Genomic DNA, 15,023 nt, shown 5'->3' with positions numbered 1-15,023 from the left:
TTTGGAAACAAAACACAGAAAAGTTTTAATTCAGGTGCAGAGTAAGTTTCACTATGTCTCTTGAAAATTATGGGATATTGAAAGGGAAGCCGAAAGACTGGAAAAAAGGCAAGGGTAAGAATGCTCATTTCCAGATACTTGTTCATGATGGAAAAAGTGAGCACCGTGTGGCTGTAAATGTTAATTCCAGGGTGGCTCCGTCTGAGTTGCTTTATTTTGTCGATGATAATTTCATTCATCCTATAATTGAAAAGCTCCCAGAACTTGAAATGGGATATAGGAATGTTGACCGGTCTTCAAGAGACCTGCGACTTGATTACGTCCGTGGAGGACTTTTTGATACATCAAAAATGGTGCCGTTGGAATGTGATATTCCCGGTCCTTCCAATGACCTTAATGAACTTATACAGAAGTACGTTGATAAAGCCGCTGACATGGATGGAGGCATGCTCTATGCTTTTGGAGAACGATGGGGCCCAGAGTCATTTTTACCTGACAGTTTCTTTGGATTTCGACCCGGAAGCGGCATCCACGATATTCACATGAATCAGGGGAATTCTGAGAAATGGCAGGCTGATGATGCCCCCTATCAGGATGGCGGTCTGCTCATTCACTTACCAGAAGATGACCGATGGGTTGCTATTTTCCTTGCTTTCCAGTCACAGTGTTTCAACACTGATGATTTCACAGGACACTGTTTACCCGATGCTCCAGTGCAGAAAAAGCCCGAAACCGCATCTCAGGAATGTGATGTTAAAGAACCTGAGTCTATAGATGAAGGTTCTGTGCTGATTGTAGGTGCACTTGTAAATCCTGAAGGGACCGATTCTGGCAAAGAATCAGTGACGCTTTTCAATGCTTCACCAAAAGCAATTGACCTTGCCGGCTGGTCACTTAAAGACGCAGCAGGTCGCAAGTCCAATCTTAAAGGCAAGATCCGTGCAGGTTCAGGTACAAGAATCCTGTTTTCCGGAAAAGGAGTAATTCTATCCAACAGTGGTGGAACTATCAGTCTTTATGACAATCATGGTAATCTTATGCATGAAGTGAATTACAGCAGCAGGGAAGTCCGGTCTGGCTGGACACTTGTATTCTGATAATTATTTTTTCATTTACTTTTTTCATCTTCCTACTGTCTTATAGCATGTATATGCTTCAATAGTGGATAGAAATAATGCAAAGAATAGTGAAAATATCCGCTTCAAACACAATGGGTTTTAAACCCAGGATTAACCTTGAAACAAAAAGGGGAATATTCCAAGGATACAACTTGGTAGCAAAGGCACACATGTAGCTACGAAGTTTATTTGAAATAATCATAGTATACTTCCTTCCATCACCAAACTACCTTCTCTCTATTTTCATGTTGTCATTCTTGCATAGCAACGGAAGTATATCCAATAGAATACAGGGTACAATCAACAATAGTGAATTTTTGTTAAGGAAGGTGCTATTAATTCATTACTGGATATTCGATATACATAAATATGCTATATTTTATTCTTCTATTTTTAAAATATATCTATTTGATAAAATTTTTATACTAATTTTCTTAATTCTCTTTACTTTTCATGATAGGTGGTACTGTGGTTAAACTTAAAATAATATTTATTGAGATAATGCTGATTTTAGCATTATTTAGTATCGGTGTTGCAAATGCGGCTGGGAATGATTTTGAAGAAAACGATCAAATAGACATTTCCAATATTGATGTTTCTGAAAAAGTTTTCGAAAAGAGAATGGAATCTCTCGAAAATTTGAAAAGAGCTTTAGGGGAAGGAGATTGGAATACAGTTTCTGATTATGATTTTTCAAGTTTAACTGATTCTGCTATTCTGAGTGATACTACTCAGATATCTGAAGCTTCTTCTGGATCAAGTTCCTCTGATTATTGCGTATTGGAAGGTGATGCAAATCTACTTTGGACTTATGAAAGTAGCGGATCTTATTTAGATATCGATATGTATCCTTTGAATGATGTTGATAGTGACGGAATTTATGATTTTGTTGTTTGTGATGAAGTAGATGGCGATGATAAAATATTGGCATTAAGCGGTTTGGATGGTTCTACTATATGGAGTAAAGATAGTCCTGGAAATGTTGAATCTGTTATATCGGTGAACAATGAGAATGACATTGTTGTCGCTTATCATATTTTTAATCCTGATTTAGAGGAGTCATATCTTAATGTTGCACTATTGAGTGGTTCAGATGGAGAAACAATCTGGACAAAAAAAATAGAAGGTTGTGATGTTTGGGCTGGAGATGACTTCGATTGCCTTGATTCAGTAAGTGATGTAGATGGTGACAGAACTGAAGATATATTTGTAGAAATAGAAATTGAGTCTGGAGATGATTACGATGAGGTCTCATATATTTTGAGTAGCAGTGATGGCTCGATTTTATGTGAACTTCCTTATTATGTATATTGGGAATATGCAGATTTTACAGGTGATGGCTTAACTGATTTTGTGGTAGAAGATTGGGATACTGAGTCTCAGTCTAGATATATTGCTGTGATTAGAGGTACTGATGAATCAGTGGTTTGGGAATCCACTTCCAATGTGGGAGTAATAGGAATTATTGATGTAGATAATGATGGAATTTCTGAACTGCTTACATTTACTTATGAAGGAAATCTTAATGCACTGAGAGTGACCGATGGTTCTGTCATCTGGAGTGAGGAATTTGAAATAGATGGTTATCCATGGTATATTACAAACCTAAAAGATGCTGATGGTGATGGATTCGCCGACTTTGCCCTTTTATATGAGGATTATTATGGTAATGTAGGTTTACAATTCCGAAGCAACAGCGATGGTAAATCTTTCTGGGACTGGACATCACCAGTTGCTACTTACGGTATAGAAGTGGGTGAAGATATAGATGGTGACGGAATAGAGGACATAACTTGCACAAATTCTGAAGAAGTAACAGAAGATGAGTATCTTGTTACTATGGCTATCTTTAAAGGCAACGATGGGCGACAAATCTTTGAATGGTCTGATTATGTAACTATCAATTCTTTAGACTCTGCAGAGGGGAGCCTTGAATGGAGTTATCTTGATACATGGACTTGGGCAATTTGTGATATCAACGGAGATAACATTATAGATCCAGTTATGGAAATTGAAAGCAATTTATGTTACTTGAATGATGAAACTTGGAAATATACTCATTTCGGTGAGAATTTTGTCATTGCAATTGATGGCTCTGACAGTTCAACGATATGGAAATTTGGAACCGGCATGACCAATGAATATACATCTTTATGGTCTGTGTTATCGGCCTATTCTTATTTGAATGAAGATAATATTGTTGATTATCTCTTCGCAAACAATGCCGGTGCCTATGCGATAGTTACAACTCCAATCACAGATAGACAGCCTCCAGGTGCTTCGTTCTCTGCTGATGTAACCTCTGGTGATGTACCTCTGGAAGTGCAGTTCACTGATACTTCAAGTGGTAATCCAACATCGTGGTCATGGAGCTTTGGAGATGGTGCAACTTCCACAGACCAGAATCCATTACATACATATGATGTGGCTGGTGATTATACTGTAAGTTTGGAAGTAACGAATGATTATGGGTCCGATTCCATAGTAAAGACGAATTATATTCATATTACAGTACCAAATGAAGCACCAACAGCTACTATTGAATCAATATTACCAAATCCTGCAAAGTCAGGTGCATTAGTTAAATTAATTGGTTCTGGTGATGACACAGATGGTTCAATAGTTGCTTATGAATGGACATCAAGCATAAATGGTGACCTTGGAGATACAGCAACGTTGAGTATTTCATCATTGTCTATAGGAACTCACACAATCAGTTTCCGTGTTCAGGATAATGATGACTCGTGGTCAGATATTGTTTCAGCAGAATTGGAAATATTGGACAATTCTATTCCAACTGCAACAATAATATCTATCACACCTAATACCTCTGTTGTGGGTGAATCAATTACTTTCAGTGGAGAAGGAACAGACGCTGATGGAAGCGTTATTGCTTATAATTGGACCTCTAGCATTGATGGACAATTAAGTACAGATGCCAGCTTCTCCACATCAAATCTGCCTGCTGGAGAGCATACTATCTACTTCAAGGTTCAGGACAATGATTATGCTTGGTCACCTGAAGCAAGTGAAACTATTATAGTTGATGATGGTGCACCTTTTGTCAATATCAGTGTTGGACTTGACAGCAATATAAGCGTGAACAATCCAGTTGACATAATTCTCAACAGCAGTGATATGTATCCACTTGGAAGTGAGTTCCTGATCGTTAACAGTTCAGGAGATATAGTTTTCACCGAGGATTTAACAGAGTCCATAATTTCAGGTGGATATAACTTGACTTTGACATGGAATGCAAGCAACCAGTCAGGTGAACCAGTACCTAGCGGAGATTACACCATGGTTCTGACAAGTTTCGATGAATTCGGTCACCTGGCATCAGAAGAGAAAGATGTTGTTGTAGACAACACAGCGCCTATAATTGATATCGATGACATCTTTGGTTACTTTACTCAAGAAGGAGATTATGCATATAGTAACTCCTCACTTACGGTGAATACATCAACATCCGAGGATGTGAACTCTGTAGACTACTTCCTTAACCCTACATCCTCAGATTATGATGAAATTTCAGGTATAAGCGCAGGAAAGAGTGCAGAATTTATCAACAATAATTGGACGGCAACATTTAATCTTTCATCACTGAGTGAAGGTATTTATAACCTGACAGTAACTGCAACTGATGCTGCATCGAATATTAATTCCACGATGTCTGACATACAGGTGGTAATTGATCATACATCTCCTGTATTCTCATCAATAACTTCTCAGTGTAATGATACATATAGGAATGTCTCTGTAAGTGTTTCCGAAAACATAACTGGTAATCCTATTGTTGAAGTGAACTCTGAGTTAATCTCAGTATATCAGAATGGTAGCAAATGGACCGGCTGTTTCCCACTGGACAATGAAAATCTGTTCTATGTGAACGTCACAGGAACTGACCTTGCAGGAAATACTGGTGAAAGCACTTCCATACTATACATTGAAACTGTAACCTATGAAAATGGAACTGGTATATTCAATAGTAGTGAATTTGGTATGTCCATTACTTTCGATGGAACAAACAATACTACTGGAAACATAATTGTGACCGAAAGTACTGTTCCAATGGAAAACCTGACCGATGGTTCCATAGGTCTTTATTTCTTTAATGTTGAACTGGATGTGTCTCTTGCAGAGAATATGTCAGGTGCTAAGATTTCAATACCTACAGATTCAGTGGATTTGCCTGATGGAATGACGGAAGATGATGTTGTCATTCGTTATTACAATGAGACTACAGGATATTGGGATAACTGTACAACCTCAATAGAAACAATCAATGGGAAAAATTACTGGACTGCCTATGTGTCTCATTTCTCGACGTATGGAATTACTGGAACTTATCCTGATGATGTCGTAGACAATGATTCAGGTGATGACGATGGGGATAACAAAAGATCATCCAGCGGCGGCTCCTCTGGAGGCAGTGGTGGCGGAGGTACCACCGGTGAAAAGTATGAGAATATCTTTGTAAAGGATGTGCTAAGCATTTTCATCAACAAGGATTCTCATATTAATTACGAGTTCACAAAAGAGGGCAATGCTATCACATCAGTTCAGTTCGATTCCCTGAAGAACTCAGGCACAATCTCTACTATTGTTGAAGTGTTGAATGATAGATCCTCATTTGCAGATGTTGATGCACCGGGTACTGTCTACCAGCAGATGAATATCTGGGTTGGTAAATCTGGCTTCGTAACTCCTGATAATGTTGAGAACCTGTTGATCACTTTCAAGGTTGAAAAATCATGGCTTGAAGAAAACAATATCGAAGCAAGTACAGTCAGTCTCTATAGATATTCGGATGGTTCATGGAATGCACTTCCAACATCTGTAACAGAGGAAGACAATGAATTTGTTTCCTTAGAGAGTGAAACCCCGGGATTCTCTCCATTTGCGATTGGTTCAGAAGCAGAGGTAATTGAGACTGTGGAAGAAGATAGTCTTATGTCGGTTGATGATACAATTGCAGAAGATATTGATACTGAAGAAGAACCAGAGTCATCTAGCAGTTCAACAGGTATTCTTGCAGTACTTGGAGGTGTTTCAGTTCTGCTAGTAGGTGCATTTGTTGCATACAATAAACGGAGTTAAATCTCCGTTTTATTTTTATTTTTGATAATTCTCGATAAAATCAGGTTGTCAGTCTCTTATACAAAAGAGGCAGCATTTCCGGCAACATCAATACATCATCAATAATGGTATATCCAACATCGGAAAAGATGTTATTGAGGTATTCTCCCGGATTTTTATCCACTGTTATGCAGAAGAAATGCATTCCACGGTTTTTTCCTTCTGAGATTGCCATTCGGGTGTCTTCCTGTGCAATGTCACCCTGATACGAATCCTCCCCTCTGGCTCTATCATAGGGTTCACCGTCAGACAGCAAAACCAGTATTTTAGTTCTTGCACCGGCTTTTTCAAGTTTCTTAATTGAATGCCTGATTGCCGGTCCAAGCCGGGTATTGGATTCTGATGCCAGTATGCTCATTCTCCTTGCAACATCATCTGAGAATCTTTCATCGAATTCCTTGATCTTGAAGTATTCCACGTTATCCTTGCTTTTCCCGGAAAATGCATAGATAGCATACTTGTCACCAATACTTTCAAGCGCTTGGCTCATTATTATCAAAGCATCTTTCTCAACCTCAAGTATGCTTCTTCCATCCATTCCAAGTATTTTGCGTGTGGAGGCGCTCACATCCATAAGGAATAAGGTTGCAACATCCCTCTCCTGTTTATCCCACCTGATGTACATTCCGTCATCGGGATTTGCTCCGCATCTTTTTGTTATCAGAGATTCTGTGTAGGCATCAATATCTATCTCTGTACCATCGTTCTGTCCTTTCATCCGATGGAATGCTTCCGGTTTCATAAGACCGAATGTATGCCTGAGAAGCGCAATCTCATTTCCGTAATGTTCCAATGCTTTTTTGTAGTAAGCAGTGTTCCCTCCATGGGGTTCCATTTCATTTACAGTGCTCCACTCTGAGCGATAATCGTTGATGGTGCTGTCCCACTCATCATATTTGTAACTGCCAAGCACACGCCAGTTATTCTCAAAGGGTTGCGTTGGCTTGTCGGTAGCCTGCTCTTTAGGTCTATCCTCATCAGCAGTAAGGTCCGCTTCAGTTTCCGGGATGAAGTTTTTGATGACATTTTCGTATGGTTTTGTCATCATAGGGTCAGTTTGTCCGGTTGCACCGACATCCATTCCACGATACTCTATGTTTTTGATCATTTTGTAGTTGATCTCATCAAGTGGTCCAAGTTTCTCTTCCAGAGAGTAGTATATTTCAAAAGCCATCTCGAAGCTTGAAAAAGTGCTGGATTCCGTAGTTAATATCCTGTTTTCAAGCTTGTCCTGAAGACTGTTTAGCATTCCAATTGTAGTTTTATCCAGTCCAAGTTCAGCTTTTGGATCGTGTCCCGTGGAAATCCATAACAAACCTTCCATAAACTTTTCAAGCTCATCTTCAGGCATCTCTCTCATTAAAAGCATCTTGTGTCGGACTTCTTCAAGGTCAGCACGAACTCCCCTGTAATGCTCCATTATCATATACTCGACACGTGCATCTTCCAGTATTCCAAATATGGTTGCTGCAAGTATCTGGTTCCGTAAAAGTGAGAGCAGGTCAACAAGATCAATATTTTCATCATCTCGTTTATAGCCGGAATTTGCAGGAGGATATTTTTCTATGATATTCTTTTTCAGTTCATTCAACTTTTCCGGTTCAACATCCAGTGAACTGTAGCGTGCATGTCCAACCTCATGCATCACACTGAGCTTGTAGATTTTGAAGTTCTCCTCTATGTTCTCGTAAACTCCCATCTTTGGTGCAAGATAGATTGTATTTCCTGCGATGATAGGATTCATTCCCTTAACTTCGATTTGCAGAGGCAGAGCTGCCATAGAACGTATTATGAAATTGCTGCCTGAAAGACCGAGGGCATAGTATCTCAGGATATTGGCAACTTTTTTAAGAGCTACAGCACCGGTGAATTCTTCCACAAGTTCCCTTGAGCTTTTTGATTCAAGTGAGAAATAGGCTTTTCCAGCAGGCTTCTTCCCGTCTGCGGTTTCCAGTCCATTAAGAGTCCACTCTTCTAGTTCTTCCATGTCCAGTTTTTCAAGAAGGCCGGGTGAATTTGCAAAGAAATCCAGTGCAAGGTTTCTGTCTTTTCTGTAAACTCTGGTTCCTATGTCCGCCCATTTTTCTGCATTTTCAGGTTTGTTTTTCTCTGAAAAGTTCCCGAGATTAGCAAAGAATGCACTGGTAAGAATTCCTTCTTTCTGAAGAAGCCTGTCAGCTATATTGAATATTTCCTCGTGTAGTTGAGGTGGTATTTTTGATAACGATGTAACTGATCTTTCGTAATATTCTCTGGCATCATCCGGGTTTTGTAATGCGATTCCTTCGCCAATTTCTGTCCAGGTGATGAACATATCTTTGCCAAGAACGTTGTAGGCAACTGAAGCATTTTCAAAATAGCTTTCAAGACATTCAGTTTGGATATCTGCCAGATTAATTCCTGAATCTACGATTGCTGATCTTGCCTCAGGAGTTGTATCTTCATACTTTCCAAGTTCAAAGACGGTGGAGACAAAAACACGGAGTGCCTCTTTGTTGTTTCTTAATTCCCTGCTTCCTTTGTTTATCCATTCCAATGCTTCGGAAAGTTCCAGTGTATCAATATGCTGTGAGTATGTTTTTAGAAAATAACCTGCACTTTTTTTGTCTTCATCTGCAAGACTACAGGTGGCATCAATTAGTTTACTCAGCTTTTCATCATCTGTTTTTTTCACAATTGTTCCGGCATTTCGGAATAATGCCATTGTGACAAGTTCGCCGCATTCCAATGTTTCTTTCATTGAAGTTAGAAGCTTCTTTCTTTTTTGAGCTGGAATCTCGGCTAATATCTTTTCAGTGATGTCAATTAGCTCTATACCTGTAAGCCAGTGTATGCTGCTGATTTTATCTACTATCTTGCAGTAGGTTGGAAAGTCGGCTTCATCAATTAGTGAATTGAGCTGTAGCAGATGTTCAAAATAAGCTTCTGCAACTTTTGTGTTGATATTTCCAAGCTCACTTCCATGGGATACCAGTTTCAGGAATCTTTCAGGTTTTGTGGTGACAACAACTTTTCCTGTATATTTGAAATAGGCTATAGCTATCCATTTGTTCTGGGCTGATAGCTCTATTCCTCTCAGGGTCCAGTTTTCGAGAAGTTCAAATCCGCCTTTTTTGATAATATCTATTGATGAATCAAAGAATCCTTCACAACATGAAATGCTAAGTTGAGATACTTTCTTTGCGAGCTCACGCCAATTGTTGAACTCATCTTTTCCAAGAGCTTTGTATACTCCGGGCGCTGCTCCAAGATAAGCAATAAGAACTCTTTGTCCTCGTTTCTGAGCACCTTTTCCTGCATGGATTATAATCTCCAGTGCATTGTCATCAAGATCATCAAATCCCGTTGCAAGCTCAGAAAGCAGTGAACTTTCCAGTGATGGAAAATGTGATGATATAAGTCCTGTAATTTTTTCAATACTCATAGATTCTCTTCTTTCAGAGTTGTCAGTTGGCGTGATGATTTACTCCAGTACCCATTTATCCTGGTATTTATCCCATAATTGCGGCGATAATCTCATCAATACTTTTCTGTAGGTCCGGATTATCAGTAATAGGCTGTGACATTGCTATTTTGCAGGCTTCTTTTGCCTCGATGCCTTCCTGTATGAGCTTACCTGCGTAGATGAGCAAACGAGTACTTACACCTTCTTCGAGTCCGTGGTGCTTGAAGTTCCTGATGCTCTGCCCTATTTCAACGAGTCTGGCTGCTGTTTGCTCGTCTACATGTGTCTCATGAGCAACTATCTGCTTTTCCAGTTCAGCAGGAGGATAATCGAATTCAATTGCAACAAAACGTTGTCTTGTACTCTGTTTCATGTCCTTGACAATGCTCTGGTAGCCGGGGTTGTATGAAACTGAGAGCATGAACTCATCCGGTGCTTTTACGATAACTCCAAGTTTGTCGATTGGGATTATGCGCCTGTCATCAGTGAGCGGGTGAATGACTACTATGGTATCCTTTCTGGCTTCGACAACTTCATCAAGGTAGCAGATTGCTCCGCTTTTTACGGCTTTTGTGAGTGGTCCGTCATTCCATTCAACGTTCTCACCTTTGATGAGGAATCTTCCCACAAGGTCGGTTGCTGTGAGGTCTTCGTGGCAGGCAATTGTTATCAGAGGACGCTGTAATTTCCATGCCATATATTCCATGAATCGTGTTTTTCCACAACCAGTCGGTCCTTTTAGATTTACCGGAAGTTTGTTCCTGTAAGCAGCTATAAAAATCTCCACTTCGTTGCCTACGGGTACGTAATACGGTTCTTCAGTAATCAGGTATTCATCAACCGGCAGTTCCTCGGATAAAGCGCATTTCATTGCCATAGCAATCCTCCTTTTGATAGTAATCTATCCTTTTCTGGTTTAAATGTGCTGTGCAGGAGTTTCTGTGAACTATAGTTTGAGTTTTGGCCAAAACACATTTCAAAGTAGAAGTTCAACCTTCAAGGTACAGAACTATTTAGACGGGATATGTGGTCATTATGGATATTAAAAAAAGCTCTTCAAGAGCTGTGGTTCTATTGCTATTATCTCTAGCATGTGTATCGCTGATGTTGCCTTCTCTGGCACAATCGAATATTGAGTCTGATTACCTGAACATAGATGTCAAAATACACGACGGTTATGCCATAACCACCATTGAGGAGAAACTTGACAACGTAAACAATGCATCTGTAACGGACAAGTTCCAGTTCCTGATTCCTGATGGTGCTTTCATGTCAGCGTTCTCCATGACTATAGATGGTGAGGAGTATCAGGCGGACATACTTGAGAATGAGGAGGCGCAGCAGAAATTTGAAGAAGCTGTATCAAGTGGAAGAACAGCAGGTCTGCTGGAAACAAGAGATACAGAGTTGTTTTCATATTCTCTTAACTTTGAGGCTAACCAGAGTATCATAGTAAAACTCACCTACGAACAGGCTCTTACAAGGACGATGGATGAGTACGAGTATCTTCAATATCTCAGAAGCAACCATGAAGTTGAAGACCTGAGTGTTACTGTTGATATCAGTTCATCAACAGATATCCTGAGCGTTGATACTCCGGGATTTGATGCAGATATTACTTATCCTACAACGGATAGCGCAAAGGTGGAATACACTTCAAAAGGCCTGCCCGGTTCAAACCTGAACATTGTATTCAGTACCGAGAATACCGATGCCGATGGTGAGATGTTGTTCTATGAAATGAACGGGACCGGTTATTTCATGCATGTTTTCTCTCCTACAGCCGATGAGCTGGGGACTTCTCCTCTCAATAAGGATATCATCTTTGTCATAGACAAATCAGGTTCAATGTCAGGTTTCAAGATAGAACAGGTGAAGGTTGCTTTCTCATCTATCATAGATGACCTTCCTGAAGATGATAATTTCAATGTAGTGTTCTTTGATGATGATGTAGATCCACAGAGTAGTGTGATCATGTCTGCAACAGAGACCAATAAGAACAACTCTGCATCGCAGGTGCTTGATACATACGCATCAGGAGGCACTAACATAAACGATGCACTGGTGGAAGCAATCGAAATGTTTGGTGTTGAAAGTGAGAATGTTCCGATAGTGGTCTTCCTGACAGATGGTGAACCTACCGAAGGCATTACTTCAACTGCGCTCATAAGGCGAAATGTGCTTGATGCAAATGATGTTGATGCAGCTATATTCACCATCGCGTTTGGAAGTGAGAATAATTATGATTTCAATTTCCTGCAGGCATTGAGTCTTGAGAACAAAGGTATTGCGGTCTATTTCGAGGAGAACTCCGAAGCATCGGAAGGTATCAGTGATTTCTACGATACGATTTCTACGCCACTTGTTACAGACCTGGTGTTCAGCTACGACGAAGGCACGAATGTAGTTCTTACAGGAAAGGATCACCTTTTCGTTGGCTCCGAGACTATTATCCTTGGTAATTACGATGAGGATGCAACAACTGTCATTGCAATGGCAGATGGTGACACCAGAAATGGAGAGTATGTTTCCGACCATGCTTTCTCTGTTCAAACCTCGGATGAAAATAGCTTCGTTCCACGTCTGTGGGCTTATAACACTATCAGAAACAAGCTTGATATGATGAAAGTTGAAGGTGAAACTGATGAACTTATCTCAGAGGTTACAGCCCTTTCACTTGAATATGGTTTTGTCACTCCTTACACCTCGTTCTTTGTAGAGATTCCACAGGCTGAAGAGCCAGAATATGATTCAGATTCTGTGGAATATGAAGTTGAAGAAGCGATGGAGGTTCCGACAGCATCATATGATGATGCAATGGTCGCGGAAACTGTAGAAGAGGAAGAAATCGTTGACTCAATGCCTGTTGAGGAATCTGTAGATGGCTATGCAGAAGAAGACTCTCCCGGATTTAGTCTGATGCTTGCATTGTCAATGTTTGGACTTGGAATGATTGCTTTCAGACATAGGAAAGAATAGTTATGTTTTAGATAATGGGAGCCTTAAGGCTTCCATTGGATTCTTTTTTGTTTTTTATTCCGATTTAATATGTACTAAGTTAGTTAATTATCAATATCTATCAATTTGATGGAAATTGATAGGTTTTGATAGATAATATTGCTCTAATGTACTGTTGATGCAGTTGCAGCAAATTTAAGAACAGTGTAAATCACTGCGCTTCAATTATTGCCCAGTTTCTAGGAATTACTGCCTTTGCTTCAAATGCCCCGTCAGCCTGGAACTCACCAAGTAGTGTGGCATCTGCTGTTATTTTAATATCTTTTGCAGTAATGGTTGTAATGTGTTTTCCATCTTCCGTGTAAATCTCAAATTTAGTTCCCATTCCCTTTCACTCCCATTCTTTGTTATTTAGTTATATGAACTCGTAGAGATTTTAATTTTGTGTTTCGACTTTGCTTTTATATTACAATGTTGTATGTGATTAATTGTTTGTGTTAACTGGATAGCTGGTTAAATCTGAAACAATCGGTTCTAATCCTAAGTTGATTTTGTTACTATTATCTACGGCTAGTGAATCTTTTTGTTTTTGACCTTGATTGAACAACCAATTGTTGATCCTTGACATCTATTTCAACATCTCCCTTTACTATTGTATGGAGTTGGGTTGGATAATCCTGAATTATGTATTTCTCAATGAAATCATCAATCATCTCATTAGTCAGGATATTGGGAGTAACAGGAAGACGAATATCCATTCCAGTACAATCGCTGAATTCTATATAATGAGGGAATCGGTCACAGTTCTTGCGGTAATGTATTCCCTTATATTGTTCAGCTAAAATTTGACGAGTATTAACAGGTTTGTTATTTTCAAGATCTGCCATTGTTGATCATATGTCCTTAAGATTTTAGTTCATATAAATTGGAGGAAAGTGGTGTGAAAGTATTTCATTTATCGAAGAAAGTGTTGAGGTACTTTATGAGTGGGTAAGTTGGAACGATAAGGGTAGTTATAATTGCTTTGAATCTGAAATAACTTAATTAAAAGAATCATTTATATAAATCAAAGCTTAATCAAAGCTGAAACCTTAAAAGAAGATAGTCCCGCCCGAATTCGAATCGGAGTCTTCGGCTCCAAAGGCCGAAAGGATTGACCGCTACCCTACGGGACTACAATGATTAGCTGAATAAATACATAATAATACTTATTTGTTATGCAGGCAAGGCATTTAAGTTCATCATTTGGCGATGATAAGAGTTAGCAAGTCCTTATCCTCAAGCACATGGTCAAGACCGGCTCTCTGTCCGGGGTGCTTTGCAGAAGTTCCCCATACCTGGGAATATCTGAACTTTCTCCTGAAATCACGGTGCAGGTGGTCACAGATATCACCCACGGTGACGCCATTCCTTACAATCAGAGGCTCTTCCATATCAGCAGGTCCCCCCTGAGGTTTCAGGTAGATACGGATGAAATCAAGGGCGTCATATATCAGGTCTTTCACAGCTTCAAGGTTCTGGCCTTCATTGGCGGAAATGTATGTGGCATCTGGATATTCTTCTTTGCATTTCTTCAGCACAAACTCATCAGCCATATCCACTTTATTCACAACGATTACCGCAGGAATATAAACCCTGTTACCCATAACAGCATCAATAAGCTGATCCACATCGATATGGTCCCTGATAAGTACGTGGGCGTTATGAATCTTATAATCGTTAAGTACGGCCTTGATCAGGTCGTCTGACATTTCCAGGTCAAGGGTGCTGCTAATAGTAATCCCGCCACGGTCCTGTCTTTTGATAACAACATCAGGTGCCTTCTGGTTAAGGCGAATACCTGCATCGTACAATTCCTGTGTAAGGACTTCATGGTGGTAGTTCTGGAAAACATCCAGTACAAAAACAACAAGGTCACAGTTCCTCACAACTGCGATTACTTCTCTTCCACGACCTCTGCCGCTGGCTGCACCTTTCACAAGTCCCGGTACATCAAGAATCTGGATGGTTGCATTATTGTACTCAAGCACACCGGGAATTACATCAAGTGTAGTAAACTCATAGGCACCAACCTCTGAATTTGCGCCGGTGAGCTGGTTAAGCAACGTGGATTTACCAACAGACGGGAAACCTACAAGTGTAACTGTGGCATCTCCTGATTTCCTAACGGAGTATCCTTCACCGCCACCCTTACTTGCGGCCTTCTTCACAACCTCATCACGCAGACGTGCAAGCTTTGCCTTCAGTCTGCCTATGTGGTGTGATGTAGCTTTGTTGTAAGAAGTCTTCTTGATCTCCTCTTCAACTTCCTGTATATCCTCGTGTAATCCCATTTGCAACCTACCATAACGTCAAAATAAAAA

General features: G+C 39.9%; 8 protein-coding genes and 1 tRNA gene. 3 read left to right on the top strand and 6 right to left on the bottom strand.

All coding sequences use genetic code 11. The features are described from left to right. The first annotated feature begins 53 nt into the window (after window positions 1–53). Both FKV42_RS01070 and FKV42_RS01065 read left to right on the top strand, forming a co-directional pair. Window positions 54–1,097 (top strand): DUF2278 family protein, encoded by a 1,044-nt coding sequence (locus tag FKV42_RS01070; RefSeq protein ID WP_154808392.1) that lies wholly within the window; start codon window positions 54–56, stop codon window positions 1,095–1,097. Window positions 1,098–1,586: 489 nt separating this feature from the next. Continuing rightward, complete coding sequence (locus FKV42_RS01065; protein ID WP_196214004.1) at window positions 1,587–6,218, top strand: PGF-pre-PGF domain-containing protein; 4,632 nt, start codon at window positions 1,587–1,589, stop codon at window positions 6,216–6,218. Between the two features lie 40 nt (window positions 6,219–6,258). On the opposite strand, the gene FKV42_RS14055 is transcribed toward FKV42_RS01065, so the two are convergent. Together FKV42_RS14055 and FKV42_RS01055 are read right to left on the bottom strand one after the other, a co-directional pair. After that, window positions 6,259–9,681: a nitric oxide reductase activation protein NorD gene (locus FKV42_RS14055; RefSeq protein WP_230375377.1), complete on the bottom strand. Its 3,423-nt coding sequence runs from the start codon at window positions 9,679–9,681 to the stop codon at window positions 6,259–6,261. A gap of 67 nt (window positions 9,682–9,748) precedes the next feature. Further along, on the bottom strand, window positions 9,749–10,579 hold the full coding sequence (locus tag FKV42_RS01055) for a CbbQ/NirQ/NorQ/GpvN family protein (protein ID WP_154808390.1): 831 nt from the start codon (window positions 10,577–10,579) through the stop codon (window positions 9,749–9,751). 158 nt (window positions 10,580–10,737) lie between these two features. Between FKV42_RS01055 and FKV42_RS01050 the strand changes: the two genes are divergently transcribed. Beyond that, a complete protein-coding gene (locus tag FKV42_RS01050) occupies window positions 10,738–12,681 on the top strand; it encodes a VIT and vWA domain-containing protein (RefSeq protein ID WP_154808389.1) in 1,944 nt (647 codons plus the stop codon). 190 nt (window positions 12,682–12,871) lie between these two features. Here FKV42_RS01050 and FKV42_RS01045 read toward each other — a convergent pair whose 3' ends face one another. The 4 genes from FKV42_RS01045 to FKV42_RS01030 all read right to left on the bottom strand — a co-directional run bounded on the left by FKV42_RS01045 (window position 12,872) and on the right by FKV42_RS01030 (window position 14,993). Then, window positions 12,872–13,045, bottom strand: coding sequence for a hypothetical protein (locus FKV42_RS01045; RefSeq protein WP_154808388.1), 174 nt, complete (start codon window positions 13,043–13,045; stop codon window positions 12,872–12,874). A gap of 175 nt (window positions 13,046–13,220) precedes the next feature. Then, entirely contained in the window at window positions 13,221–13,547 is a 327-nt protein-coding gene (locus FKV42_RS01040; protein WP_154808387.1) for a hypothetical protein, read from the bottom strand. Window positions 13,548–13,762: 215 nt separating this feature from the next. After that, window positions 13,763–13,835, bottom strand: a tRNA-Gln gene (locus tag FKV42_RS01035). Window positions 13,836–13,901: 66 nt separating this feature from the next. Further along, on the bottom strand, window positions 13,902–14,993 hold the full coding sequence (locus FKV42_RS01030; protein ID WP_154808386.1) for an OBG GTPase family GTP-binding protein: 1,092 nt from the start codon (window positions 14,991–14,993) through the stop codon (window positions 13,902–13,904). Window positions 14,994–15,023 lie beyond the last annotated feature (30 nt).

Source organism: Methanolobus vulcani, assembly GCF_006546655.1.
Lineage (GTDB): Archaea > Halobacteriota > Methanosarcinia > Methanosarcinales > Methanosarcinaceae > Methanolobus > Methanolobus vulcani_A.
The sequence above is the reverse complement of the archived record's forward strand: the minus strand, read 5'-3'. Positions and strand labels throughout refer to the sequence as shown.

Excerpts from the sequence above, each read along its gene's own strand:
- FKV42_RS01070 (WP_154808392.1), top strand. The coding sequence starts at position 54 with ATGTCTCTTGAAAATTATGGGATATTGAAAGGGAAGCCGAAAGACTGG.
- FKV42_RS14055 (WP_230375377.1), bottom strand. The coding sequence starts at position 9,681 with ATGAGTATTGAAAAAATTACAGGACTTATATCATCACATTTTCCATCA.
- FKV42_RS01055 (WP_154808390.1), bottom strand. The coding sequence starts at position 10,579 with ATGGCAATGAAATGCGCTTTATCCGAGGAACTGCCGGTTGATGAATAC.
- FKV42_RS01050 (WP_154808389.1), top strand. The coding sequence starts at position 10,738 with ATGGATATTAAAAAAAGCTCTTCAAGAGCTGTGGTTCTATTGCTATTA.
- FKV42_RS01045 (WP_154808388.1), bottom strand. The coding sequence starts at position 13,045 with ATGGGAACTAAATTTGAGATTTACACGGAAGATGGAAAACACATTACA.
- FKV42_RS01040 (WP_154808387.1), bottom strand. The coding sequence starts at position 13,547 with ATGGCAGATCTTGAAAATAACAAACCTGTTAATACTCGTCAAATTTTA.
- FKV42_RS01030 (WP_154808386.1), bottom strand. The coding sequence starts at position 14,993 with ATGGGATTACACGAGGATATACAGGAAGTTGAAGAGGAGATCAAGAAG.